This window comes from Vibrio sp. YQ_11 (genome assembly GCF_043103065.1).
GTDB lineage: Bacteria > Pseudomonadota > Gammaproteobacteria > Enterobacterales > Vibrionaceae > Vibrio > Vibrio parahaemolyticus.
In genome coordinates this window covers 231,542-255,612 of record NZ_JBICJM010000006.1, presented here as the reverse complement: position 1 = coordinate 255,612, position 24,071 = coordinate 231,542, and the positions used below count along the sequence as shown (strand labels likewise).

The following is a 24,071-nucleotide window of genomic DNA, read 5'->3' as shown; positions in this document are numbered from 1 at the left end:
CTAAAAATGAAAAATGTATTTTTACGTGTGTTTTTATGATTTCTTGATGAGTTTTCTGTGTAAAATGAATGTTTTTTACTACTATTTGTGCTTATGGATAAAATTTATCTATAACTCTAGATTGTTCAGTCGATTTCTATGAAAAGAAAACGATTTCATGATGAGTGTTTTGGTTTGGGCGTTATTTGTTCTTTTTTTGGTGTGTTTTCTTGGTTTTATTTGGGTTAGGTAGTTTGTTTTTGTTGAAATCGGTATTTTTGAAGGGTTAGTGAGGGGGTATTTTAACTTTTATTAACAGTAAACAGTCGGTTGAGGGCAAGACAAGTACAATAGAGCTCTGTCAGAGGATAAAGGAGAGCAGTAGCCGCATAAAAAAATAGCCAACCGCAAAGAGTGCGATTGGCTTATATACATGTGAACAAAATCAAGTTCACTAACAACGTCAGTTGGCTAGGTGACCCTCGGCTTAAGAAGGGTCAATTTATATAATGCAGTTACTGTGCCAACTTTTATATGCCCGAAAATCGTGGTTTCTGTGACATATGTTGCTTAAACTTTGAATGTTTTTGCAATTTGCAAGTGCGTTATGCAATTTGTCTCTATTATGCTAATGATTGATTAATAAACAGTGGACTTTTTAGAGCATGACTAAACTCGCCGTTCCCAAAAAGGCGAAAAAACCAACCACATCTGTCACTGTCGTTAGAATAACCGAGCCTGCTAAGGCTGGATCCAATTTGAACTTATCCAGAATAATGGGTATCAACACGCCAAACAAAGCAGCGGTAATAATGTTGACGATAATGGCCAGTGCGATGGTTCCGCCTAAAACTGGCGATTGGAACCACAATCCGGCTAACCCGCCGATAATCAGTGCCCAAGCAATGCCGTTCAGAGAGCCAATACCCAGTTCATTTTTCAATAGCTTGAAACGGTTACCTGGAGTGATCTGATTAAGCGCCATCGCACGAACCATCAGAGTGAGCGTTTGGCTGCCCGCGATGCCACCCATCGATGCAACGATTGGCATGAGCACGGCCAAAGCCACCACTTGAGCAATCACATCTTCAAATAGTCCGATAGTGACAGAGGCTAAAATTGCAGTCAGCAAATTGATGCCCAACCACACGCCACGTTTTTGTGAGCTTTTTAGTACTGGCGCAAATAAGTCATCGCCTTCATCCATACCAGTACCGGCCATTAAGCGCGCTTCGTAGATTTCTCGTTGAGTACTTAATGCAAATTGCCAATCGACCTCACCAATGAGAGTTTGGTCAGCATCTGTTACGGGGAGCGCGGGTAGGGCGCTATGCTCTAACGCCTCTACCGCCTCTGGCAGTGTCATTTTGCTGTCCAACACGGTAACGGTTTCAATCTCAAGTGTTTTCAAACGCACGCCTGAATCACTTCTTAAGATCTCGTAATAGTTTACTGCGCCACGGAACTGTTTGTTTCGGTTAATCAGGTACACTTGCTGCGGCGTATCGTAGCTGTAGCGTTCCATCAACTGCTTTGCGGTTCCGACCGTAATATTGAACGGCAGCGTAATGATTTTACGCTCCGCCCAGCGACCTAGCTCATCGTCTTCATATTCATTTGCTTGGTCGTACAGTTCAAGCTCGTCTTTTTCAATTAAAGCGAGCGCTTCATTGATGATGGATTCTGGTAACGAGTCTGCCCATTCGATCAACGATAAGTTGTCGAGTTTAGCGAGGGTGAGTTTGAGTTCGACTTCAGATAACGCATTGATGATAGAGAAACGTACATCGGCACGCATCTCTGTCAAAACGTCGATATGAAGTTCTAACGGCAATGCTCTCCATAACCGAACCCGGTCTTCGATAGGGAAAGCTTCGAGGATAAGCGCAACCGCGCCGGGTTCGAGACCCGCTTCGATAGATTCATTGAGCGTTGCGACTTGATCCGATTCTTCGGCTTGGCCAATTTGTTGGATTAGAGTGGAGAGATCTTGAAACTTGCTCACCGAGCCCCCGATAGTTAATTCGTTTTCATGGATAAAGTTGTGGCGTTATACGTGACACATCAGCCAGCTAACTTTGCTTATTGACCTTATGTTCATTAACCATAGTCAATAAATCTCAATAAAGTGGGCTGTTGATAACGCAGAATAACTGCTCAAGGTACTTGAAAGTGACAGAAAAACAATAGGCTATCCACTATTGATCTTGAGATATGGCTGTACTAATCGACGAATGTTTACTTTTGCACCGATTCGAGCGGCGAGCAAATACATGCCACCAATTTTTCGGTGCAAGAATATGGCATCGGCTGGTGGGGTATGCCAATAATCTTGCTCCATACTCAGAATTGTTCCAGCTTCTCGCAGTTTTTGCGCCAGTCCGCTGGCTTTAAAGTCATAAGCTTCATCAATTAGCATGGGTTCGCATGCCATTTTGACCAAATCTAAAATCGCCATTCTCTGTTCTGGTTTGATGCTTTGGGCGAAAAAGCCTATTTGCTCTAAAGCATCGTTGAGCCCTTGTTCGTCATCGTTCACGACAGATGAAAAGGCTTGGCGATAACCGGAACTAAAACGTTCACTGTATTCGCGAGTTGCGCCAAAATCTAACAGCCCGATTTGTTTACTTTGTTCAAGATAGAGGTAGTTTGCGAAGTTTGGATCGGTTTGCACCATCTTGAATTCAAACAGTTCTTTAAACAGCAGTTCCAACAAATTGTGCATTACAAAGTCGCGAGTTTCTTGGTCGTAGTTTGCGATTTTCTCTATGGGCGTCCCTTGAATGAACGCCATAGCCAGAACGGATTGGGATGAAATTTCCGGGTAGATTTTTGGTACCACAAAATGCGGATGGCCTTGTAGAGCCTCGTGATATCTACAGGCAAACTGAGCTTCTCGCTCATAATTGGCTTCGTCGTGCAGCTGTTTTTTCGCCTCTTCCAACAGTCCTTTATAGTCAACAGACTCAGGGATAAGGCCAACAATTTTCAAAAGCGTACCGACATTATCGACGTCGCTGTCGATGCTTTTTCTGATACCGGGATATTGCACTTTAACTGCCAAATTATCGCCAGCATCGCTGTAGGCTTGGTGAACTTGCCCTATGGATGCACTCGCAATAGGTTTGAAGTTGAAAGCAAGAAACGCAGATTTCCACTGTTCACCAAGTGCATTTACCATCACGCTGTTGAGCTGCTTTGATGGCATTGGATCGGCATTCGAACGTAATCTGGCCAAAATCTCGGCCAACTCCGGTTCTAGAATGTCTCCCGCATCCATCGACAGCATTTGACCAAGTTTCATCGCTGCGCCGCGTAAGTGCGCCAGTTGAACGGTCAGCCGTGCAATATTTTGAGGGGTGAGCAAAAGGTCTTTCGCTTTCGGTCGGTTGCCTTTGGCGATTTGCTTGGTGCCTTCAGCAATAACATTGCCCGCAACTCTTGTTGCAAGCGAGGCAAATTTGCTGAATCTAGAAATACGGTGTGTTGGTAGGTTTCTTTCCTTTCCCGACATAACTCTCTCCTATTGCTCATGGTTTGTTATACGGGAAATTGAAGCCTTTGGATACAAAGTTACGAGCACCGCTGGCAGGACCAGCGGTGATTTAGGAGATTGGATGAAAGTTGCTATTGAGAGCGTTAGCAAAAGTGAGAGGGTTAGCAACAGGAGCTCTTAGCTGAGTTTCTCCGAAGCGTACCAGCGGTTAGGATAGGCGCTGCTGTAATCGGGTTCTTCGATGCCTTCATACAAATCCGAACATGGTTCAAGAGGCCCCACGACGGTTCGATATGGCAGTACCCCCGCCCAAACCGGAATATCCATATCTTGCGCGTCGTCGTTGACACCAAAACGACTGATTTTTACCGATACTTCCTCTAAAGAAATACGCAGAAGCATGGTGGCGCTGAGCTCTTTCTCGTTACTCAAACGGACATGCTTTGTTCTTCCCGGCGCGATTTGTTCGAGAAAGTGATTCAGTAAACGATCTTTTTCCTGATTGTCTTCAACAGTTTCAAACTGACCAAACACAACCGCACTGCGATAATGCGCGCTGTGGTGAAATGCGGAACGCGCCAATACCCAACCATCAAACAAGGTGAAGGTGAGACATGTCGGTTGGCCTTGTTTGAGGGCGCGTAACAGTCGGCTGTTATTTGCGCCGTGGATGTATACAAAATCATCGACGCGCCAAGCTAACATAGGGATAACCACTGGCCCTGACTCGTTGGTGATTGCAATATGGGCAATTAGGCTTTCATCAATAATCGTGTGCAGCTTTTCAACTTCAGTCACCGCTTTATGAGCGCCTTTTTTGATTTCTGTTCTTTTTGTATTCGATAGCATGGTGGTCTCCCTAACCAACTCACAGTAATGAGAAATAGTCATTTTTTTCCTAAGCGTGTCGTTGCAATGTAGCGTTTAACTGGTAGCTTAGAGAGAGCCACTTTTAAACTATGGATGGATCCAATTTGTCGTTAATCGATGTGGGTGATTTGTGCGTAAAAACAGGCAGCGGTACGCGCCAGCAGTCTGTATTTTTTGCAATAAGGGATAAGATTGTTCGAGGGCTTTGGCCCAAGAACGGCAAGCTACCGTCGACTCGTAAACTGGCACAAGAGTTGAACCTTAGCCGCAACACGGTGATTTCTGCCTACGAACAGTTAGTTGCTGAAGGGTACTTGGTCAGCCAGCGTGGTTCAGGCTTTTTTGTTGCTGTTGAGTTGCCAGAACAATACTTGCCTGAAAAGTTGCCAACTCAAGCTGCCAACCTTCCGCCAGCAGCGTTGGATGTGAATGCCAGTTTCGCGCCCGGTGTACCCGATTTATCGCTTTTTCCAACCGCTTTGTGGCAAAAATATCTCAATCGTCACTTATCCCGTACGTGTCTGCTAGGCAATCAAGACATTCAAGGTAGCTGGGAGCTTCGATGCGCTTTATCGGATTACTTAGCGTCGAGCCGTTCAGTGAACTGCACGCCTAGTCGAATCATCATCACGTCAGGCGCGCAGCAAGCGTTGTGTATCGCCACCATGGCAACATTAACGGCAGGAAGTAGAGTGATCATGGAACAGCCAGGTTATGCGCAGATGCGCAAGTTGATCCTGTTTCAGCAATATCAATTTGAACCGTTGTTCGTAAGACAAAAAGTGGGTTTTGATATAGATTCCGTCACGCAAAGTACTGCAGATGCGCTCTATATCACGCCAAGTAACCAATATCCGATGGGGACGACTTTAAACACTGAGCAGCGAGCACAAATCATTGAGTGGGCATCGAACCAAGAGGCTTGGATTCTTGAAGATGACTACGACAGTGAATTCCAATTTGCACATCGTCCATACACCAGTTTACAAGGGTTAGCCGCACAAATGGGCCGAGACGAGCGAGTGTTATACATCGGCTCTTTTAGTAAAGTCATGTTTAATGGTTTGAGGCTTGGCTATCTCGTTGTGCCTGAATCGCTGGTAGATAAATGTTTGATGGTGAAAGACGCACTTAGTGGTGACACACCAAGTCATATTCAAGCAGCGATGGCGGACTTTATCTCAGAGGGAAGCTTGCTGCGACATATTCGTAAAATGAGGCGAGTGTACAAGTCGAAGCACGAACAAGTCTGTTTCTCTATTCAGCATTATTTTGGTGACAAAGTTCGAGTTATTAGCCAAGCGGCGGGGTTGCACGTTACGTTGAGCTGGCAACAAGGGATTGATGAAAACACGTGGACGCAACGAGCCAAAAAGGCGGGCATCGTGATGCGCCCAGTCAGTTTTTATGAGCATCCCGATTTTAAAGCACGAGATTGGCAGGGCGTCGTGATCGGATATGGGAATGTTCGTCTTGACAACATTGACCCGTTGATTAAACGCCTCTTTGATCTATTTGACGTCTGAAGTTATTCGACAATGCTCGAGTGTCGTTTTTGTCGCCATTGTTTCCACGGCAGAGAGAGCAGCGCAAAAATGCCAAGGGCGTAAAGCATAGACCAACCTAAACAGATGAACACGCCTGTACATAACACTAAAGAAATTGCCGCGAGGGCTTTTCCTAGTCCGTGCAGCAATTTGTATGCAGCTAGCATTGCCAATAGATAAACCAAAACAAAAATACTGTTGGCCAGCTTTAGGAAAAACTCTAAATCGAGCTTGGATAACGACCCAATCACACAAGACGCAAGTAGCACCGCACCGACTAAAACCGTTGCAGATGAAGGTACGCCTCTACGCGAAATTTTAGCCAGTGGACTGGTTGGACGATGTTCGCGCGCTTGAGCCCAAACCATTCTTGATAGGCTTTGGGTATATAAGTTAACGCTGGCAAAGCACGCAGAAAATCCAATGATACTGATGAGCCACTTTGCGCTATCTCCCAATAAATGGGCGCTTAACCAAGGGATGGAAGCATTATCGAATTGTGCGCTGCCATAAGCACCAAACTTTAAGATGACAACAGAACAAGCCCAGTAAGTTGCACCAGCAACAAAACAGCCGACGATAATCGCGATCGGGAAGTCCCGTTGCGTATTCTTGAACTCTTCCCCCATGTGAGCAAAGGCTTCGATGCCAACAAAGCACCAGAACATCACACCAAGTGCCGCGGTGATAGACCAAATGGACTCTGTTGTGAGAGTCGGCATTGAAAGATCTGCGCTATTGATTTCGCCTTTAAACAAAAATGCACCAACCAAAGCAAAAACACTCAATGCGATGATGGTTTGCAAGCGCCCTGATGATTTGGTGCCCAATAGGTTGACCAAGATGAGCAGAAAAACCGTCAATACTTGCGCAAATAAGTGGTTGTTGATTGGAGTAGGAAGCAGTTGTTGAAGAAAACCTGCTGCAAGAGCAATCGCGGCAGGTACGCCAACGGGAATCACACTGACAAATAGCCAAGCGACGCTGCTTTCCAATCTCGAGTTAAAAGCTTGACGCACAAAGAATGCCGTGCCGCCAGCATTCGGGTAGCGCTTACCAAGTTGGGCAAAAGTCAGCGCGATTGGACAAATCGCGATGAATAAAAGGACCCAAGCCCACAAAGAAAAATGGCCAGCGATTCCTGCCGCGATAGCGGGAATCATAAACAAGCCTGTTCCCATCAAGGTTGTGGACAACTGGGCGATACCGGAGATAAGAGAGATGTCTTTTTTTAGCTGTTCCATGCGTTTCTCGGACGTTTTATTTAAGTGCGCGTTCCATGCTGCGCCTTAATTGGACTTTGGGTTGAAGATAGAATATCTGAACTCCAAAAAACAAAATGCGCTTGTTCACCGTCAATATGACGGTTGTTTTAAATAAATCCAACAAAATGTTGGTTTCTTATGCATTTAGAATCGGTATAGAATAAGAAAATTAAGGGACGCTTGGTATATTTATGGACAAATTTGATCACAAGATCATTGATATCCTCCGGCATAACGCGCGGTTGTCGGTCACCGAGATTGCGGAGAAGGTCAATTTATCTCGCTCAGCTGTCACGGCTCGTATTCGCAAGTTAGAAAATGACAAAGTCATCTTAGGTTATCACGCTGAAATTGCGCCTCCAGAGGGGGATTCGATCTGTGCCTACTTCGCATTGAAATTCGACACATCCATATCATCTTACTACTGTGAATCCTATGCTGATGAGTTATATAAAATTGATGGTGTGAAATGGTGCCATGCAATCAGCGGCGAAACTGACATGATGGTATTTGTGGAAGTCCCTAACATGAATCGGCTCAATGAAATTCGAGACCAAATTCAACGCTTTCCAGAACTGCGTCATTTGATGACGCATACGGTTCTGACCGAGTTTTTTAATACGACCGGAAACAAGTTCGTAAAGTGAAGCATCAAGTGGGTCGAGAATGTTAAACAACATCAATTTAAATCTGCTGAGATCATTGCATGTGCTGCTTGAGGAGTGTCATGTAAGTCGCACTGCCGAGCGCTTGCACGTAACTCAATCTGCGGTCAGCCGCCAATTAGCCCAGCTTAGAGAGCTTTGTGGCGATCCGTTGCTTGTCCGTCAGGGGAACTTGCTCATACCCACACCTCGAGCGTTAGCGTTAAAAGCTAAACTTGATGATTTGCTGTCTGAGTTTGATCATCTGCTTGATGATAAACCGTTCGAACCGGCAGATTGGCAAGGTGAGTTAGTTGTCGCGTCTAGTGACTATGTTGCTCAGTACGTTCTTCCAGATATCGCTTCCCATTTAAGCCAACTCGCGCCGCAACTGGATATGGCTTATCGCTTATGGCAACCAGATTTTCTCGATAAGTTGCATGAACTGGGTATCCACATCGCATCGTCCATGTACCCTTCAAAACCAGAAGGCGTTTCAAGCGTGAACATTGGTTCTGATACCTCGGTGTGTTTGATGAAAGCGTCACACCCGCTAGCGAGTTATAAAGAGCTGACGGTGGATGCTTTACTCAGTTATTCGCACATAAAAGTTACGGGTGGCGGCGATAAAGATTCAAGCACCGACACGGTTTTAAAAGAGATGGGGTTGGCGCGACATATCACATTTAAAGTCCCATTTTTCTCGGCGGCGGTTAATCGCCTAGTCTCAAGTGAACATTTGATGGTCGTCCCTGAGCATATCGCGGTGAACCTCGCTAAGCATTGGAGTTTGGCACATAAACCTCTGCCATTTGATACTCAAATCCATCAATACTGGCTGATGTGGCATCCAAAGTACGATAACGATCCTGCGCATCGTTGGATACGGGAAACGATGCAAAGCGTTATGCAGCAATCAGAATACTCTATTCACTAGACTATGAGTTTCAATCATGACTTTCATGATTAACTTTGATTTCAGTTTATATCACCTCTATTGATAAATTAACGTCAAAGAGGGGAAATTTTTATGACACTAACAGTTTGGTTATCACTTTTTACAGTCTGTTTATTAGGGGCTATGTCGCCAGGGCCTAGCTTAGCGATCGTTGCTAAACATGCTTTGGCTGGTGGACGAATGAATGGTTTGGCAACGGCATGGGCGCATGCTTTTGGGATCGGGATTTATGCGTTTATCACGTTGATCGGTCTTGCGGTTGTGCTGCAGCAGAGCCCAATGCTGTTCAAAACCATCAGTCTAGCGGGCGCAGCTTATTTGGCTTACTTAGGTTTTAACGCGCTGCGATCCAAAGGTGGAGTGGCCGCCAAGTTGGAATCTGGTGAGGAAACGACCGTACTTCAATCTGCTAGAGAAGGTTTCCTTATCTCTATTCTAAGTCCTAAAATCGCACTGTTCTTTATTGCTTTGTTTAGCCAGTTTGTCGCGCTTGGAAATGATCTGAGTAACCAAATGATCATTGTTGCGACACCTTTTGTTGTCGATGGCTTGTGGTACACCTTTATCACGTTGGTGTTATCAAGCTCCAGAGTGGTCGATAAAATTCGCTCCAAAGCAGTTCTCATTGACCGGCTATCTGGCGTTGTTCTTATGCTCTTAGCACTAAGAGTGGTGGTTACGGTTTAGGACTCTCAAGACGCTCGATATAACAAACCCAAAGGCAGCCAATGAGCTGCCTTTTTGTTATCTCAAGTGTTGTTTATGAGACATTTACTTATAGTAAATGTGGCTTATAATTAAAAATTATTTTTATCAATAAATGTTACTTTGGTTCATTTTAAAGTAAACAAAACGTCAATTGCAGTTATGACTTGGAAGTCATAAGTTATAATCAAAGCAAGAGCTCACTTAACACTTATTGCGAATCAGTCGCTTATTAAGGTGAGAAAACTTGTTTAAATAAACGGATTTTCCTCTTACTTATCCCTACTTGGGATAGATATTTTACAATTGTTGAAGAAAGTGAGAGAAAAGTGCAAAAAGTAACTAGCTTGATTCCGATCGTTGTTTTACTTGGCCTATTTAGTGCTGGGTGGATATTTTTAACTGGAAAAAGTGCATTTGAGTTCTTCACTCTTCTCGCATTTATATTAGCTGGTATAGGGCTTCTGGCTATGGTTTTGCTGAGAGTGGATCCTAAGCACTTCAATTTCGTTCTAGATAAAGTGAGCGAGATTAAAAATGAAGGTAGAGACGCTTTTTTAGAAGGACGCTCTAAAGAGTCCAACCCGTACGCTGGAGTCGATAGAGAGCTTTGGGATACTGGCTATGATGAGATGAGTAGACGTGCTTCTGGCGAGAAAAAATCTAATTAACTGTGTACTGAGAAAATACGCCTGAAAAAAATAAAAAAACACCCAGCTTGTGGGGCAAGTCTGGGTGTAAGCAAGAAGTTTCTCAGGAACATTGGGGGAAGAGAAACACAGTAATTTCGTTATCGGCGAACCTCTTCAAATTCACCTTCGATGGCATCGGCTTTGCCAGTATTAAACTCATACTCTTCATGCATTTCTTTTTGCATTTTCCGTACGCGTTTTTCAATTCGTTTGCCTGTGATCAGGGCTGCGATGGTCAATGGAATCGCCATGATTAGGCTAAATACTAATGCGAAAAAGCCAGTAATCAATGCCAGTGCAGTAACAATAATTCGATTCATAATCATGACCTCTTTTCAATCTATGTGTTCAGATTAACGCTGCGAACATGAACAAAACATGAATGGTTCTGTTTGCTTTGTCCGGAGATTGTCAAATGATACGAACGAAAAAGCGCCTGAGGGTCATCCGGCGCATAAACGGGGAATCAATATTAGTACTGCGCAAAGCGCTTATTATCAGAACAAATGTTGGGTTATTGCTCGTTACCCATTGTGGTTAACGTTGTGGAGCAAAGTTCACCTATCGAGGGAATGTTTGGTAACGAACGCCCATCATTTGTTCCATACAGTGCACAACTTGGCAGCTGTATCCGAATTCGTTGTCGTACCAAATGTACAGTACGCAACGCTTGTCTTGTGCGATAGTCGCTTGACCATCTACAACGCCAGCATGGCGAGAGCCCACTAAGTCTGTTGAAACGATTTCAGTTGAATCTGTGTAATCAATCTGCGCTGAAAGCTCAGAGTTGAGTGCCATTTCGCGTAGGTAATCGTTCAGAGAGTCGCGATCAACATCTGTGCTTAGGTTAAGGTTTGCAACCGCCATTGATACGTTTGGCGTAGGTACACGAATTGCGTTCCCTGTTAGTTTACCAGCTAGCTCTGGCAGTGCTTTTGCTACTGCTTTAGCTGCGCCAGTTGAAGTTAGAACCATATTCAAAGATGCACTGCGACCGCGACGGTCACCTGAGTGGAAGTTATCGATCAGGTTTTGGTCATTCGTGTAAGAGTGAACGGTTTCAATATGGCCCGAAAGTACGCCGTATTTGTCGTTCAATGCTTTTAGAACTGGTGTGATTGCGTTGGTGGTACAGCTCGCTGCAGAGATGATGGTGTCATCTTCTTGAATCACAGATTCGTTAACGCCGAATACAACGTTCTTGATGTCGCCTTTGCCCGGAGCCGTTAGCAGTACTTTCTCTGCGCCTTTACACGCTAAATGTTGGCTCAGACCTTCATAATCACGCCACACACCTGTGTTATCAACAACAAGTGCATTGTTGATGCCGTACACAGAGTAATCTACATCACTAGGATTGTTTGCGTAGATGATTTGAATGTAGTTGCCGTTAACGATAAGCGCTTTGCGCTCTTCATCAATCACGATGCTGCCGTTAAATTGACCGTGTACAGAATCACGACGAAGTAGGCTAGCTCGTTTTTCTAAATCACCTTTCTTACCGCCACGAACAACAATTGCGCGCAGTCGAAGAGGGTAACCTGGGCCACTCTTTTCAATAAGAAGACGAGTCAGTAGGCGACCAATACGACCAAAACCGTAAAGCACAACATCGCGAGCGGCTAGAGAAGAGTCGGCATCACGCGCGCCTTGAAGTGCAGTTTGTAGGAAATCGTTTAGTGCTGCTGTATCTTCGTGCTCATTCCAATACTTAGTTGCCAGTTGACCAACATCAACGCGGCATGAAGAAATGCTCATTTCGCACAATGCTTGGATGATCGGCATTGTGTGCTCTAGAGAAAGAGGGCTTCCAGTGTATCGTCTTGCTACGCGGTGAGTTTTGAGAATGTCGATAGTAGTGGCGTTGATAAGCGTCTTACCAAACAGAACCACTTCGATTCCTTTTTGACGATATAGCTTACCAATAAGAGGGGAGATAGATTCAGCAATCGTTTGGCTCGTTTGCCAGTCTTGGAGATATTTCTCTGGACTCATTGTTGTATTGGACCTTTCACGTTTTGAGGGCTAACCATACTCACTACTGTTACCTCAACGGTAGAGTGTGGAGTTTGGTGGGTTATGTAATCGGGTTGTAATAATTATGTGTGCGGATTCTAAGGTGAGAGTTCTTATTCTGCTAGGAAAATTAATACCAGTTAAAACTGCTAAGTAGGGCATTATTTCTGGTTGATTAATGTGACTAAAGCGGGGTGTTTGTACTATTGACTTTTAATAACTTGCTGACTTTTTTTGTAACGATAACGAATAGCTTCAAAATCTAAATGTAAATAGCCTCGATTCTTTTCTAGATTAATGTGATCTCACTCGATAAGACAACGGGAGTGGTAAACATTCAAATGATAAATGTCTGTTTTACATTTTGCTGCTTAGGTATGACTTGGATTTGAGCGTTTAGGGCATTTTTTGATGATCAAAAAACTTGCTTTGAATCACAGTTTAAAACAGGCACCTAAACCCGCCGTAACCCTATATCCCTAGTGTTACTAGGTGAAATGAGGGTGTTTTTTAACTCATCAATATCCATTATTAATGTGTGAAACTAGTCTAGTATTAAATCAGTAGGCGTTCGTAACACATGGAAAGATGGATGCTGAGATTATCAATCAAAACACGTTTAGCGTTGTTAGCGTTATTACCCGCAGTGGTGATCGTTGCTTTTGCGATCCACCAGTTTTATGCCAATTCGGTGCGAGTCGATCACCTCAATCAAACCGTAAGCAACATACAGGGATTCCAGCTGATATCTCAGGCTTCGCACTTTATCTACAGCATGGAAAAAGACAGACGCCAATACGGTCAGGAAACGCCTTTAAGCATCGAAGTGGATGTCCAAAATAATGTGGTGCTCTCCATGCATCATAAATTTTCCACTAATCCACACACTTCCGAGTACGCCGATGATTTAAAAGAGGCGATGCTTGGTATGGTGTCTGGGGATCTTACCAACACAGATGAAGTGGGTGATTGGGCGTTTCAGTTGTTGCAAGAAATGTCGCTTTCCTTGCTACAAAACTATCAGCTGTATGGAAATAGCGATGGGCACGCCATGCAGAACTTTATTGCTTACCTTGCTCAATTATCTTATTGGACGCAAAAAGAGGCTTGGCTGACCTACCGTTTAGTGATGGATCCAGATGCGAAGCTGAACCAAAGCGTTTTTTTTCAAACCATTGATCGTCAGCAGCAAAATCTAGATGCATTTTTGCATTTGGGGGCATCTTATGCGCATGTCGATAAACTGCTTGGCCTTTTCAGCTCCCCCCGCTATCAACGTAATTTGGAATCAAGATCGAGGCTGATGAATGGCGACATGCCACGCAGCGATTATGCGGCTTACCTTGACGAACTCGATTTTCGGGTTCAGCGATTGCAAATGATGATTGAAGGATTTACTCGTCAAGCTGAGCAATCCCTACTTACTCAAGTCAATGAGCAAAAACGAAATGTATTGCTCATTACCTGTGGTGTTGCGGTAGTTCTTCTCTTGCTTGGCTGGTTGGGGTTTGCCACTTGGTATCGTGTTAACAGTAAGATTGGCGCAATCATTCATGCTCTTAATGCTCTTGTTAATGAGGAAGAAAAAGAGAAAAAAGTCGCAGTCGATGGTAGTGACGAGTTCACTCTCTTTGCGCAGCAAGTCAATCGTGTGGTGGAAGAAAAGCAAAGGCAAACTCACGAAATACTGCACGCCAAAGAGTCAGCAGTGGCAGCCAATAGAGCAAAATCTGTATTTCTTGCCAATATGTCCCATGAGATCCGAACGCCGTTGAATGGCATCATGGGGATGACTGAAATTTTGTCGCAAAGTGAGCTATCACCTCATCAACAAGAAGTCGTGGATGACATCGATACCTCTTCCCACACTTTGCTTGCATTGCTAAACGATATTCTAGATTTGTCTAAGATCGAGTCGGGGCGCCTCGAATTGTCGTTGGTTGAAGCTGACATTCGCGAAGTCGTTTATCAATCGGTGATTTTGTTTCAATCTAAAGCCACGTCTAAACAGCTTGAACTCGATATTTCATTGGATGAAAACATTCCGGCTCGCGTGATGGTCGATGATCATCGCATCAAACAGATCATTACTAATCTGGTTTCCAATGCCGTTAAGTTTACTGAACAAGGCTATATCTCAGTCGACGTGAGCTACGAAGAAGCGTTAGAGCAAGGGCGAGGTTCGCTCACATTCCTTATCAAGGATTCGGGCATCGGCATTGAAAGGGACAAACTGGCGACCATTTTTGAGCCGTTTACTCAAGAAGACGAAGGTGTTTCGAGACAGTTTGGCGGGACAGGGCTAGGGCTTGCGATTTGTCGCCAATTAGTGTCAATGATGGGAGGCAAGCTAGTGGCAACCTCGACCAAGGGGGTGGGTACATGCTTTGGTTTTTCAATAGAAGTAGAGGCGTTACCTCTCTTTGGTTGGCATTCCGATGTGGTCAAAAGAGGGCTCTTTATATGTGATAACTATGCTTATGCAGAACAAATTGTCCAAGAATGTCGTTTGGCTCAAATTGAGCTGGTAGGCGTTAACTCACTTTCGGAAGCAAAAGCGCTAGATGAAGATTTCGATGTCATTTTCTTATGTAATGACGGTCAGATGGATATCGATAGCTGTCTGAGTGAACTGACTGAAGTTTATGATGTTCGTCGAGTAGTAGTGTGCCAGCACCATTTGACGAGCTCTTACACGAACGCGGAAAACGTGCATGCCGTGTTGACTCAACCATTTTTGGGTAATCGATTCAAACATGCCATCGAGGAGCTAGCTAAGCTCGAGAAGAATACATTGCGTGACAATGTCACAAATATTGCATCTCGCGCTGAATCTAAAATATCTCGAACTCATCGAAGAATACTGATTGCTGAAGACAATCTAATGAACCAAAAAATCGCGAGCTTTTTCTTAGATAAAGCAGGGTACGACTACTTAATTACGAGTAACGGGCAAGAAGCGCTGGATGCCATCACCAAAGGTGAGCAGTTTGACGCCATTTTGATGGATTGTATGATGCCGGTGATGGACGGACTAACCGCGACAAAAGAGATTCGCCGTTGGGAAAAGAAAGTGGGCTGCAAGAAAACAACCATCATTGCTTTGACCGCGAGTGTGTTGGAAGAGGACATTCACAATTGTTTTGCTGCGGGTATGGATGCGTATTTGCCAAAACCGTATAAATCTAACCAGTTATTTGAGTTGTTTAATGAACTAAAGCTTGCTTAAATCACACTGATAAGCCGAATTCATTACGGCTTTTTAGAACGAATATAAAGGAAGTGACATGTTTAAACTCGCTGTTATCGGGACTAACTGGATTTCGCAACAATTTGTTGAAGCGGCAATCCAAACCAAGCAGTTTTGCCTTAAAGCTGTGTATTCGAGAGATATAGAAAAAGCGCGTTTGTTTGGCACGCCTTACGATGCAGATACTTATTACGACAGCCTAGAAACATTAGGTCAGGATGCAGACATTGATGCGGTGTACATCGCCAGTCCGAATTCGCTTCATGCTCCTCAAGCCATTCAAATGTTAAAAGCGGGCAAACACGTCATTTGTGAAAAGCCAATGGCTTCAAACTACGCATTGGCACAACAGATGTTTGCCTGTGCTGAGGAAAACAGCGTTGTGTTGTTTGAAGCGTTTATGTCGCCTTACACACCAAACTTCCAAGTATTGAAAGAGAGCTTACCGTTTATCGCTCCGTTACGACATGCGACGATCAGCTATTGCCAGTATTCATCGAGATACCAAAAATACCTAAATGGAGAAAATCCAAACACATTCAATCCTGCGTTTTCCAATGGCTCCATCATGGACATCGGTTATTACTGCGTGGGTTCTGCGATTGAGTTGTTTGGTGAGCCGAACTCTGTTCAAGCCAGTGCGCATGTGCTTCCATCAGGCGTTGACGGATGCGGCAGCGTAACGCTGGCGTATGATGGCTTTAACGTAAATCTTCTGCACTCGAAAGTCAGTGATTCTCTTATCCCAAGCGAGTTTCAAGGTGAGCAAGGCAGTGTGTTGGTCGATATGATCGCCACAGGTCGTGGTGTAGAGCGTATTCTTCGTGGTGAAGAAAAAGAGACCCTAACTTTGCCTCAAACCGAGAATCATATGTTCTACGAAGCAGAAGCATTTGCGAAGCAGTTAAAGCTTGGTGTGATTGATGAACAAATGAAACAACGTTCGTTGACCGTTGCAAAAGTATTGACTGAAGTACGCAAACAAACTGGCGTAGTATTCCCTGCTGACCAGTAAACTTGTGCATGGTATAGCCAAAAGTTGATAGTAAGAAGCCCTCAGTTGAGGGCTTCTTTGTTAATACTAAAACTTAGGCTGTAGCTTGCTTTATCGCAAGTTTGTGTATGGTTTTACGGTAAGTAAGGTAAGCAGAAATACCCGCCATAATATTACCCACACACGCACCAAACAGCAGACCTCTGATACCGCCCAGTTGCGCACCCAGCCATAGGCAAGGTAGGAAGAAAACAAACAAGCGCAATGCCGAAATGGTTAATGCTGTGTACGATTTCCCTAGCGCATTGCAAATCGACACCATCAGCATACAAACGCCAAGAGAGCCCAAACTTATCGGCACAATCATTAGATGCATGTGGAGCACTTGTTCTACTTGGGTATCACTTGTCATTAACAACGCGAGCGGGTTTGCAAGCAAGAAGGTAATCGCCGCAATCAAAAGCTGGAAGCCAAGAATGAACTTAACCGCTATTCCAACCAGAGATTGAATGTCTCGATAGTTCTTTGCGCCTAACAAACGCCCCACCATTGGAGGCATCGACATGGTCAGTGCCAATACAGACACAATGGCAAAAAACTCGTAACGTGAGCCTAGCGCCCAAGCAGCGACTGCGGCAGTTCCAAAGCTGGCAAGCAACTTGGTCGCTAACATTGAAGAGAGCGGCGGTAGCAATTGACTGACCATGGCTGGCCCCATGATGTTACCTATCGAAGTGACGCTTTTCATCACATTCAGATCTTGCCATTGCGTTGTAGCCCAGTGGTTGCGCTTCACTCTTGGCGCAACGACAAGGATACCAAACCCAAATGCAACTAAAGTTGCCAACGCAGCACCATTAATGCCGAGATCGAGCGTGAAAATGAACAGCGGGTCTAATACCAAGTTCACACCACTTGTCACCATCATCATCGTGCCCGGAAGCATAGTGTTGCCATTGGCACGACAAATACTGTAGTAAAAATAAAGGACTGCACCAGCCCATGAGCTCAGCAGCCACCAAGGCCAGTAACTATCTATGATAGGCATAACAGTTTCTGGTGCGCTGAGCAGAGATAAAATCGGGTAACGCAGCAGCCAAATTAAGAGGCCGAATACCGCAACACCAATTGAACCAATCATTAAAACCAATCCGCCAAGTTGTTTGGCATAGCGAGCATCATTCGCGCCCAAGGCTTTAGAGATCACTGCGGTAGTCGCGATGCCTAAGCCTACTTGAATGCCGATGATGACCATTTGAAGCGGTAGGGTGAAACCTTGAGCGGCAAGCGGTAAAACGCCAAGCTGACCGATAAATGCACTGTCGACAAGTTGAAAACTCATTAAAGACAACACACCAAACAGCATTGGCCATGTCATCGTAAACAGTTGTTTTGCTAACGTAGGTTGTGCGTTAGTAGAAGTTGAAGGCATAGAAATTAGAGTGTGTTGGGATTCGAGAATGGTTTTATTGTACACACTGGACTACAAAGTGACAAAAAGAAACCCCGAGTAAGGAATGCTCACTCGGGGTTTGAAACTTGAACTAATCGGGCTTATTTTTTGCCGCTAGTTTGCTTGTCTTCTTCAGTCAGTTCGCGAATGCGACGGCTGATGTCACGACGTGCTTTAGAAATCTCTGCACTTTTGATGATGTGATCATCAACGCGGTCTTCGTAGTCAGCTTTCATGTTTTTGATGATAGCGACGATTTCATCGTGAGACATTTCTGGTTTGATGTAGTCTAGTAGGTTTTCTAGAAGGTCTACACGTTTACGGTTATCACGAACTTTCTTTTCGTTATCAAGTAGCTCACGTTTTAGTTTGTTTTTACGACGAGCTTGGTTAACGATTTCAAATACGCTACTCATGGTTCCCTTTCCTAATTTGTGAATATCTGCCTCGATTAAAGCACAACATCCCGTGGCATAACAGTCTTTAGATCAATCACAATGCAGAGTTGACCAAATCTCAACCAATTCTCATATCTCGCTGACAAACTGCCCTTTGGTGGGAGCATTAGAGGGGAACGAAGATGAAAAATTTGCACCATGAACGGGTTATTGAGGGGGTACGGATGCGTCTTTCTGCGACGGTTATTGTCGATAAGTGGATAGCATTTTGCATTTATGAACAAATCGATACGTTGTCATGGCGAGACCTTCGCTATATCATCAGCGTCATTAAATGAAAAATGATGAAACTTGATATGGACTCTGGTAACACTGCGGAGCAAGCCGACAGTCAAGAGAATGAGAAAGTCACCAGCTCTTTGGCTGAAAAGTTAAAAGCGGCGTACATTGAAGAGAGAAGCCAACTTGAAATCACGGAAGTCGAACTGAATCGTTCGAAAATCATGATGATTGATGAAGACGGCAATATGAGAAAAGTGCCGATTCTCTCGGAGCATTGAGACCGACCCCGATTCGCGATGGGTGCCAGGTCTTTGCGCTATGCTTTAGCCTGACACCTATACCTAAACCGCTTCAAGTCGTGCAGCGTTTTGAATCGACGGTGCAAAGTAGACATAAAAGACTTAGATGCGGTTTAGGTATAAATTCAAATGCAAAAATAATAAGGAAATGCATTATGAAAGTTGAGCTAACGGCAATTGAAGCACGAGTAATTGGTTGCTTGATTGAAAAAGAAGTGACCACCCCCGACCAATATCCCCTCAGTTTGAACGCGTTGACCAACGCATGTAACCAAAAAAGCAACCGTGAGCCTGTGATGGCACTGTCAGAATCTGACGTCCTTGATGCTGTTGATGCGTTGATTGAGCGTCGACTTGTCAGCGATGAGAGCGCTTTCAATAGCCGTGTTAGCAAGTACCAACATCGTTTTTGCAACACCGAGTTTGGCGATCTTAAATTGTCGGAGCAAGAGAAGGGCATCATCTGTTGCATGTTACTGCGCGGAGCGCAAACGCCAGGCGAGATCCGCACTCGAACCAACCGCCTTGCCACTTTCCACGATGTAAAAGAAGTAGAAGCTGTACTTGAGCATCTTGCTAGCGAAGAGAAAGGCCCACTTGTGGTGAAGTTACCTCGTGAAGCTGGTAAACGTGAATCTCGTTACATGCACTTGTTCTGTGGTGAAGTCGATGTGTCAGCAATGGATACGGCAGTTCCGGCTACTTCATCAAGCTCAGAACGTGTCGCTCAGTTAGAGCAAGAAGTTGCCGAGTTAAGAGAAGAACTCGATGCATTGAAAGCGCAGGTAGAATCTCTACTTTCATGAGTGAAAGCGTTGAGCAGCACTGGAGCGTTTATCTGATCCGCAATAACCGTAATGCACTGTATTGCGGTGTTACCAATGACATCGAAAGGCGATTTAAACAGCACCAACTTGGCAAAGGCGCAAAAGCGCTCAAGGGTAAAGGGCCTCTTGTTTTAGAGTGGTCGACTAGCTTCGACTCAAAAGTAACAGCAATGCGCGCTGAATATTTCATCAAACAACTAACCAAGAGTAAGAAAGAGCAGTTGGTTGAACTCAAAGCTTTGATTGCCGTGGATGACAATCAGCAAGTGATGTTTGAGTCTTGCTCTCAAAGTTAACGGTTCATCGTGACCGTTTGAGTGCCTGTTTTTCGGATTCTTAAATTTCAATTGTCTTTTATAAGCCGCCAACATTGGCGGCTTATTTATATTTATTGATACAGCCGACTAATACGGCCGAGCCCGATACATCCGAGCTTCTTGAGATAAAAGCAGAATACCATATGGACTTTGGGTATATCATGTATGGCTATTCTGACGCATAATGGCCCGATGTTCTGTTCCAAGTAGACAAATTTACTATTGAAACAAACACTCAGTGGAAGGTAGATTACAAGAGTAAAGGATGACTCGGCTAGGTCAAAAACAGAGCTGAAGTAGGCTCAATAAAAAAAGCTAAAAGAGCAATAAATGAATAAAGCGTTAGTATTGTCCCTGATTTCAATTGCCGGCATGTCTCCGGCTTCACAAGCCTCTCAGGTTCTTAACGGCTACTGGGCGTATCAAGAATTCTTAAATGAATTCCCAGAACAGAAACACTTAACGGATGCTCTGGCTGCGGCCGTGAGAGACGATCCTGTACCTATTGCCCCTGAAAAAAGACACCCATTAAAAATCTCCGTTGTTTATCCAGGGCAGCAGATTTCTGATTACTGGATAAGAAACATCGACGCGTTTGAGAAGCGCTTAGATAAACTCAATATTGATTACCAAATCAATCAAGTGTTTACGCGACCGAACGCCGATATCAAACAACAAAGCCTTTCTTTGATGGAAGCACTAAAAAGCAATTCCGACTACTTAATTTTTACACTCGATACGACCCGACATCGTAAGTTTGTCGAACATGTTTTAGATTCCACCAAAACCAAACTTATCTTGCAAAATATCACGACGCCAGTCCGTGAATGGGAAACTCGACAGCCTTTTATGTACGTCGGTTTCGATCACGCTGAAGGCAGTCGAGAACTCGCTGTGGAGTTTGGCAAGCAGTTCCCGAAAAATACCCATTACAGCGTTTTGTATTTCTCTGAAGGCTACATTAGCGATATCCGTGGTAACACATTCATTCACCAAGTGAACCAAGACAGTCAGTTTGAACTACAATCTGCTTACTATACAAAAGCGACAAAACAGTCCGGGTATGAAGCTGCAAAAGCCAGCTTGAAAAAGTACCCAGATGTCGAGTTCATTTATGCTTGTTCTACCGACGTTGCGTTAGGTGCCGTCGAAGCACTGTCTGAACTTGGCCGTGAAGACGTAATGATTAATGGCTGGGGCGGTGGTTCTGCTGAGCTAGACGCTATCTTAAAAGGGGAGTTAGACATCACCGTCATGCGTATGAATGATGATACTGGCATTGCGATGGCAGAGGCGATCAAATGGGATTTGGAAGGTAAACCTGTACCAACGGTGTACTCTGGGGACTTCGAAGTTGTGACCAAATCAGACTCCCCTGAGCGAATTGAAGCTCTCAGAAAACGTGCATTTAGATACTCAGACAATTGATGACAATTACATCAAAGCTAAAAAAGCGTCGCTCGCTGTCGACGCTTATAACTAAAATTATTATTCTCGTTCTTGCTCCGATCATTTTAGGCATTTTCGTTCAGAGTTATTACTTCTCCAAACAGATCATTTGGCAGGAGGTCGACCGAACCAAGCAGCAAACGTCTGCGTTGATTCTGAACATTTTTGAAAGTCATTTTGCAGCGATTCAGATCCATCACGACAGCAATTCGAAAAGTGATGTGATTTTGGATTTTTACTCAGAGCGAAATGAAGAAGCCTTAAATTACTTCTTTCTCAGCATTGATCAGAGTGATCCTTCGCACACACCTGAATTTCGTTTTCTCACCGACCATCAAGGTATTATTTGGGACGATGGGAACGCGCATTTTTATGGTATCAACGATTCAATGCTGGACGGCCTGACTAGCAAAGTCACGTTCAGTAATAATTGGTATTACGTCACGTCAATCACGTCAATGGGGGCTCGTCACTTGTTGCTACGCCGTGTTCCTGTGTTAGAGCCGAAAACGGGCGAAGTAATGGGGTATTCGTACAATGCGGTCGTCTTGGATAATAACTTCGCCTTGATGGAGAAGTTAAAAAACGAAGGCAACGTCGACAATGTTGTGCTGGTGGCGAACGACATTCCTGTAGCAAGTTCACTAGCAGGGGATGAGTCATACAAAATCTTCGATGTGTTGAAACGCAAAGAGACCCAGAAGAAGTTAGATCAGTTATTGATCATCCAAACGCCGATTGAAGTGAACGCGGCCATCACCAACTTGAAGTTACTTACCGTGCAAGACAACCAGAGTGTTGTTACGCTGCAAATTCAACATTTTTTGGCGATGTTAGCGTCTGTTATTGGCATGATTATGATTGCGCTGATGACCAAAGAGTGGATTGAAAACCGAGTTGTGGAAGAGCTGGGGTCGCTCATGTCTTACACGCGTTCTGCTCGGGAAGAAAAAGGCTTTGAGCGTTTTGGTGGGTCGGATATTGAAGAGTTTGACCACATTGGTTCGACGCTGGAAAGCACGTTTGAGGAATTAGAAGCTCAGAAGCGATCGTTTAGAGACCTGTTTAACTTCGCGTTATCGCCAATCATGGTTTGGTCAGAAGCGGGCGTGCTGATCCAAATCAATCCCGCAGCTCGCAAAGAACTGGTTATCGAAAATGACATCGAAACCATGCATCCTGTATTTAAAGGATTTAAAGACAAACTGGTACCACATTTAAGAATGGCAGCGCAGGGCGCGACACTGACGGGAGTGAACGTGCCGATTGGTGACAAAGTCTTTCGTTGGAACTTATCGCCAATTCGTGTCGATGGTGATATCAGCGGCATCATTGTTCAAGGGCAAGATATTACAACGCTGATCGAAGCTGAAAAGCAAAGTAACTTAGCACGCAGAGAAGCCGAAAAGTCCGCGCAAGCGCGAGCTGACTTCTTGGCTAAAATGAGCCATGAAATTCGCACACCAATTAATGGTATTTTGGGTGTTGCTCAGCTACTCAAAGATTCCGTGGAAGCGGAAGAGCAGAAGAACCAAATCGATGTTCTTCGCCACAGTGGTGAGCACTTACTTGCTGTATTGAATGATATTTTGGACTTCTCAAAGATTGAACAAGGCAAGTTCAATATCCAAAAACATCCTTTCTCCTTCGCTGATACCATGCGAACGCTAGAAAACATCTATCGCCCTATTTGTGAAAACAAAGGGGTTGAACTTGTCATTGAAAACCGGCTTGATGGCAATGTAGAGATTTTCACCGACCAAGTTCGCCTGAATCAAATTCTGTTTAATTTAGTCAGTAACGCGGTGAAGTTCACGCCATCGGGCTGCGTGCGTTTACATGCCGAGTTAGAGCAGTTTTATGGCGCAGACAATAGTGTGCTAGTGGTTGAAATCAGCGATACGGGTATCGGTATTGAGTCCGACAAGTTGGATGAAATGTTCGAACCTTTTGTTCAAGAAGAAGCGACCACAACTCGCGAATACGGTGGCAGTGGCCTTGGTTTGACCATCGTGAAAAACTTGGTCGATATGCTCGACGGGGATGTACAAGTTCGCAGTCAAAAAGGGCAAGGAACCACATTTGTTGTTACGCTGCCAGTAAAGGATCGTGAGCGAGTTCTGGCTCCGTTGGATTCGAGCCAACGCGTAAAACCTGCAGAGTTGTTTGATGAAAGTCTGAAAGTGTTGCTGGTGGAAGATAACCATACTAACGCCTTTATTCTTAAAGCGTTTTGTACCAAATACAAGATGCAGGTTGATTGGGCGAAAGATGGGCTAGAAGCCATGGAGTTCTTAAAAGAGCACTCTTATGATTTGATTTTGATGGATAACCAACTTCCGCATCTTGGTGGCATCGAAACCACGAAAGAGATTCGTCAAAACTTGAAATTGGGGACGCCAATTTACGCCTGCACCGCCGACACTGCGCAAGAAACCAGTGATGCATTTATGGAAGCAGGCGCGAACTATGTTTTGCTGAAACCCATTAAAGAAAATGCACTCCACGAGGCTTTTGTTGACTTCAAGCAGCGCTTCTTGATTGAACGGACATAGTTTGCTGCCACATTTACGGTAGTTTCTTTGTTTATCTAGCTCAACTTAGCTTTTCTGAGTTGGGCTTTTTCTTTC

The 24,071-nt window shown here is 44.5% G+C and carries 20 protein-coding genes; 12 read left to right on the top strand and 8 right to left on the bottom strand.

The annotated features are described in order from the left end of the window. Positions 1-637 precede the first annotated feature (637 nt). The 3 genes from ACF8EG_RS03555 to ACF8EG_RS03545 form a co-directional block, all read right to left on the bottom strand. On the bottom strand, positions 638-1,984 hold the full coding sequence (locus tag ACF8EG_RS03555) for a magnesium transporter (RefSeq protein ID WP_005477172.1): 1,347 nt from the start codon (positions 1,982-1,984) through the stop codon (positions 638-640). Between the two features lie 186 nt (positions 1,985-2,170). Further along, positions 2,171-3,493, bottom strand: coding sequence for an AarF/ABC1/UbiB kinase family protein (locus ACF8EG_RS03550; RefSeq protein WP_069504821.1), 1,323 nt, complete (start codon positions 3,491-3,493; stop codon positions 2,171-2,173). 159 nt (positions 3,494-3,652) lie between these two features. Beyond that, on the bottom strand, positions 3,653-4,324 hold the full coding sequence (locus tag ACF8EG_RS03545) for a pyridoxamine 5'-phosphate oxidase family protein (protein WP_069504819.1): 672 nt from the start codon (positions 4,322-4,324) through the stop codon (positions 3,653-3,655). A 110-nt stretch (positions 4,325-4,434) separates the two neighbouring features. Here ACF8EG_RS03545 and ACF8EG_RS03540 point away from each other — a divergent pair, with 110 nt between their 5' ends. Continuing rightward, on the top strand, positions 4,435-5,871 hold the full coding sequence (locus ACF8EG_RS03540) for a PLP-dependent aminotransferase family protein (RefSeq protein ID WP_069504817.1): 1,437 nt from the start codon (positions 4,435-4,437) through the stop codon (positions 5,869-5,871). Between the two features lie 2 nt (positions 5,872-5,873). Here ACF8EG_RS03540 and yjeH read toward each other — a convergent pair whose 3' ends face one another. Next, positions 5,874-7,136, bottom strand: a complete 1,263-nt coding sequence (gene yjeH, locus ACF8EG_RS03535) for an L-methionine/branched-chain amino acid transporter (RefSeq protein WP_046268770.1) — start codon at positions 7,134-7,136, stop codon at positions 5,874-5,876. Positions 7,137-7,348: 212 nt separating this feature from the next. Between yjeH and ACF8EG_RS03530 the strand changes: the two genes are divergently transcribed. The 4 genes from ACF8EG_RS03530 (at position 7,349) to ACF8EG_RS03515 (ending at position 10,135) form a co-directional block, all read left to right on the top strand. After that, positions 7,349-7,804, top strand: a complete 456-nt coding sequence (locus ACF8EG_RS03530) for an Lrp/AsnC family transcriptional regulator (RefSeq protein ID WP_005463448.1) — start codon at positions 7,349-7,351, stop codon at positions 7,802-7,804. Positions 7,805-7,823: 19 nt separating this feature from the next. Further along, the gene (locus tag ACF8EG_RS03525) at positions 7,824-8,738 is read left to right on the top strand and encodes a LysR family transcriptional regulator (protein WP_024700036.1); all 915 of its coding nucleotides are present in this window, start codon (positions 7,824-7,826) and stop codon (positions 8,736-8,738) included. 93 nt (positions 8,739-8,831) lie between these two features. Beyond that, positions 8,832-9,446, top strand: a complete 615-nt coding sequence (locus tag ACF8EG_RS03520) for a LysE family translocator (RefSeq protein WP_005463452.1) — start codon at positions 8,832-8,834, stop codon at positions 9,444-9,446. A 347-nt stretch (positions 9,447-9,793) separates the two neighbouring features. Continuing rightward, positions 9,794-10,135 carry a hypothetical protein gene (locus ACF8EG_RS03515; RefSeq protein ID WP_049877971.1) on the top strand — a complete coding sequence of 114 codons (342 nt, stop codon included), beginning with the start codon at positions 9,794-9,796 and terminating at the stop codon, positions 10,133-10,135. A 119-nt stretch (positions 10,136-10,254) separates the two neighbouring features. Here ACF8EG_RS03515 and ACF8EG_RS03510 read toward each other — a convergent pair whose 3' ends face one another. Together ACF8EG_RS03510 and ACF8EG_RS03505 are read right to left on the bottom strand one after the other, a co-directional pair. After that, positions 10,255-10,482, bottom strand: a complete 228-nt coding sequence (locus ACF8EG_RS03510) for a hypothetical protein (RefSeq protein WP_029559601.1) — start codon at positions 10,480-10,482, stop codon at positions 10,255-10,257. A 235-nt stretch (positions 10,483-10,717) separates the two neighbouring features. Continuing rightward, a complete protein-coding gene (locus ACF8EG_RS03505; protein ID WP_069494249.1) occupies positions 10,718-12,151 on the bottom strand; it encodes a glyceraldehyde-3-phosphate dehydrogenase in 1,434 nt (477 codons plus the stop codon). Between the two features lie 613 nt (positions 12,152-12,764). Here ACF8EG_RS03505 and ACF8EG_RS03500 point away from each other — a divergent pair. Both ACF8EG_RS03500 and ACF8EG_RS03495 read left to right on the top strand, forming a co-directional pair. Beyond that, positions 12,765-15,401, top strand: a complete 2,637-nt coding sequence (locus ACF8EG_RS03500; RefSeq protein ID WP_069504814.1) for an ATP-binding protein — start codon at positions 12,765-12,767, stop codon at positions 15,399-15,401. Between the two features lie 58 nt (positions 15,402-15,459). Beyond that, positions 15,460-16,437 carry a Gfo/Idh/MocA family protein gene (locus tag ACF8EG_RS03495; protein ID WP_069504812.1) on the top strand — a complete coding sequence of 326 codons (978 nt, stop codon included), beginning with the start codon at positions 15,460-15,462 and terminating at the stop codon, positions 16,435-16,437. A gap of 73 nt (positions 16,438-16,510) precedes the next feature. Here ACF8EG_RS03495 and ACF8EG_RS03490 read toward each other — a convergent pair whose 3' ends face one another. Together ACF8EG_RS03490 and ACF8EG_RS03485 are read right to left on the bottom strand one after the other, a co-directional pair. After that, entirely contained in the window at positions 16,511-17,848 is a 1,338-nt protein-coding gene (locus ACF8EG_RS03490) for an MATE family efflux transporter (protein WP_025524743.1), read from the bottom strand. Positions 17,849-17,970: 122 nt separating this feature from the next. After that, positions 17,971-18,285 (bottom strand): DUF496 family protein, encoded by a 315-nt coding sequence (locus ACF8EG_RS03485; RefSeq protein WP_005453573.1) that lies wholly within the window; start codon positions 18,283-18,285, stop codon positions 17,971-17,973. Between the two features lie 326 nt (positions 18,286-18,611). On the opposite strand from ACF8EG_RS03485, the gene ACF8EG_RS03480 reads away from it, so the two are divergent. The 5 genes from ACF8EG_RS03480 (at position 18,612) to luxQ (ending at position 23,996) form a co-directional block, all read left to right on the top strand. Further along, the gene (locus ACF8EG_RS03480) at positions 18,612-18,827 is read left to right on the top strand and encodes a hypothetical protein (protein ID WP_005477197.1); all 216 of its coding nucleotides are present in this window, start codon (positions 18,612-18,614) and stop codon (positions 18,825-18,827) included. A gap of 176 nt (positions 18,828-19,003) precedes the next feature. Continuing rightward, positions 19,004-19,654, top strand: coding sequence for a YceH family protein (locus ACF8EG_RS03475; RefSeq protein ID WP_045606632.1), 651 nt, complete (start codon positions 19,004-19,006; stop codon positions 19,652-19,654). Further along, positions 19,651-19,971 (top strand): GIY-YIG nuclease family protein, encoded by a 321-nt coding sequence (locus ACF8EG_RS03470; protein WP_005463466.1) that lies wholly within the window; start codon positions 19,651-19,653, stop codon positions 19,969-19,971. The genes ACF8EG_RS03475 and ACF8EG_RS03470 overlap by 4 nt, the downstream gene beginning before the upstream one ends. A 351-nt stretch (positions 19,972-20,322) precedes the next feature. Further along, positions 20,323-21,420 (top strand): autoinducer 2-binding periplasmic protein LuxP, encoded by a 1,098-nt coding sequence (locus ACF8EG_RS03465; protein WP_005463467.1) that lies wholly within the window; start codon positions 20,323-20,325, stop codon positions 21,418-21,420. Beyond that, positions 21,420-23,996, top strand: a complete 2,577-nt coding sequence (luxQ, locus tag ACF8EG_RS03460) for a quorum-sensing autoinducer 2 sensor kinase/phosphatase LuxQ (protein WP_069504810.1) — start codon at positions 21,420-21,422, stop codon at positions 23,994-23,996. The genes ACF8EG_RS03465 and luxQ overlap by 1 nt, the downstream gene beginning before the upstream one ends. Positions 23,997-24,071 lie beyond the last annotated feature (75 nt).

Excerpts from the sequence above, each read along its gene's own strand:
- ACF8EG_RS03540 (WP_069504817.1), top strand. The coding sequence starts at position 4,435 with ATGGATGGATCCAATTTGTCGTTAATCGATGTGGGTGATTTGTGCGTA.
- luxQ (WP_069504810.1), top strand. The coding sequence starts at position 21,420 with ATGACAATTACATCAAAGCTAAAAAAGCGTCGCTCGCTGTCGACGCTT.
- ACF8EG_RS03530 (WP_005463448.1), top strand. The coding sequence starts at position 7,349 with ATGGACAAATTTGATCACAAGATCATTGATATCCTCCGGCATAACGCG.
- ACF8EG_RS03510 (WP_029559601.1), bottom strand. The coding sequence starts at position 10,482 with ATGATTATGAATCGAATTATTGTTACTGCACTGGCATTGATTACTGGC.
- ACF8EG_RS03490 (WP_025524743.1), bottom strand. The coding sequence starts at position 17,848 with ATGCCTTCAACTTCTACTAACGCACAACCTACGTTAGCAAAACAACTG.
- ACF8EG_RS03475 (WP_045606632.1), top strand. The coding sequence starts at position 19,004 with ATGAAAGTTGAGCTAACGGCAATTGAAGCACGAGTAATTGGTTGCTTG.
- yjeH (WP_046268770.1), bottom strand. The coding sequence starts at position 7,136 with ATGGAACAGCTAAAAAAAGACATCTCTCTTATCTCCGGTATCGCCCAG.
- ACF8EG_RS03470 (WP_005463466.1), top strand. The coding sequence starts at position 19,651 with ATGAGTGAAAGCGTTGAGCAGCACTGGAGCGTTTATCTGATCCGCAAT.
- ACF8EG_RS03545 (WP_069504819.1), bottom strand. The coding sequence starts at position 4,324 with ATGCTATCGAATACAAAAAGAACAGAAATCAAAAAAGGCGCTCATAAA.
- ACF8EG_RS03525 (WP_024700036.1), top strand. The coding sequence starts at position 7,824 with ATGTTAAACAACATCAATTTAAATCTGCTGAGATCATTGCATGTGCTG.
- ACF8EG_RS03480 (WP_005477197.1), top strand. The coding sequence starts at position 18,612 with ATGAAACTTGATATGGACTCTGGTAACACTGCGGAGCAAGCCGACAGT.
- ACF8EG_RS03465 (WP_005463467.1), top strand. The coding sequence starts at position 20,323 with ATGAATAAAGCGTTAGTATTGTCCCTGATTTCAATTGCCGGCATGTCT.
- ACF8EG_RS03520 (WP_005463452.1), top strand. The coding sequence starts at position 8,832 with ATGACACTAACAGTTTGGTTATCACTTTTTACAGTCTGTTTATTAGGG.
- ACF8EG_RS03505 (WP_069494249.1), bottom strand. The coding sequence starts at position 12,151 with ATGAGTCCAGAGAAATATCTCCAAGACTGGCAAACGAGCCAAACGATT.
- ACF8EG_RS03485 (WP_005453573.1), bottom strand. The coding sequence starts at position 18,285 with ATGAGTAGCGTATTTGAAATCGTTAACCAAGCTCGTCGTAAAAACAAA.
- ACF8EG_RS03500 (WP_069504814.1), top strand. The coding sequence starts at position 12,765 with ATGCTGAGATTATCAATCAAAACACGTTTAGCGTTGTTAGCGTTATTA.
- ACF8EG_RS03550 (WP_069504821.1), bottom strand. The coding sequence starts at position 3,493 with ATGTCGGGAAAGGAAAGAAACCTACCAACACACCGTATTTCTAGATTC.
- ACF8EG_RS03495 (WP_069504812.1), top strand. The coding sequence starts at position 15,460 with ATGTTTAAACTCGCTGTTATCGGGACTAACTGGATTTCGCAACAATTT.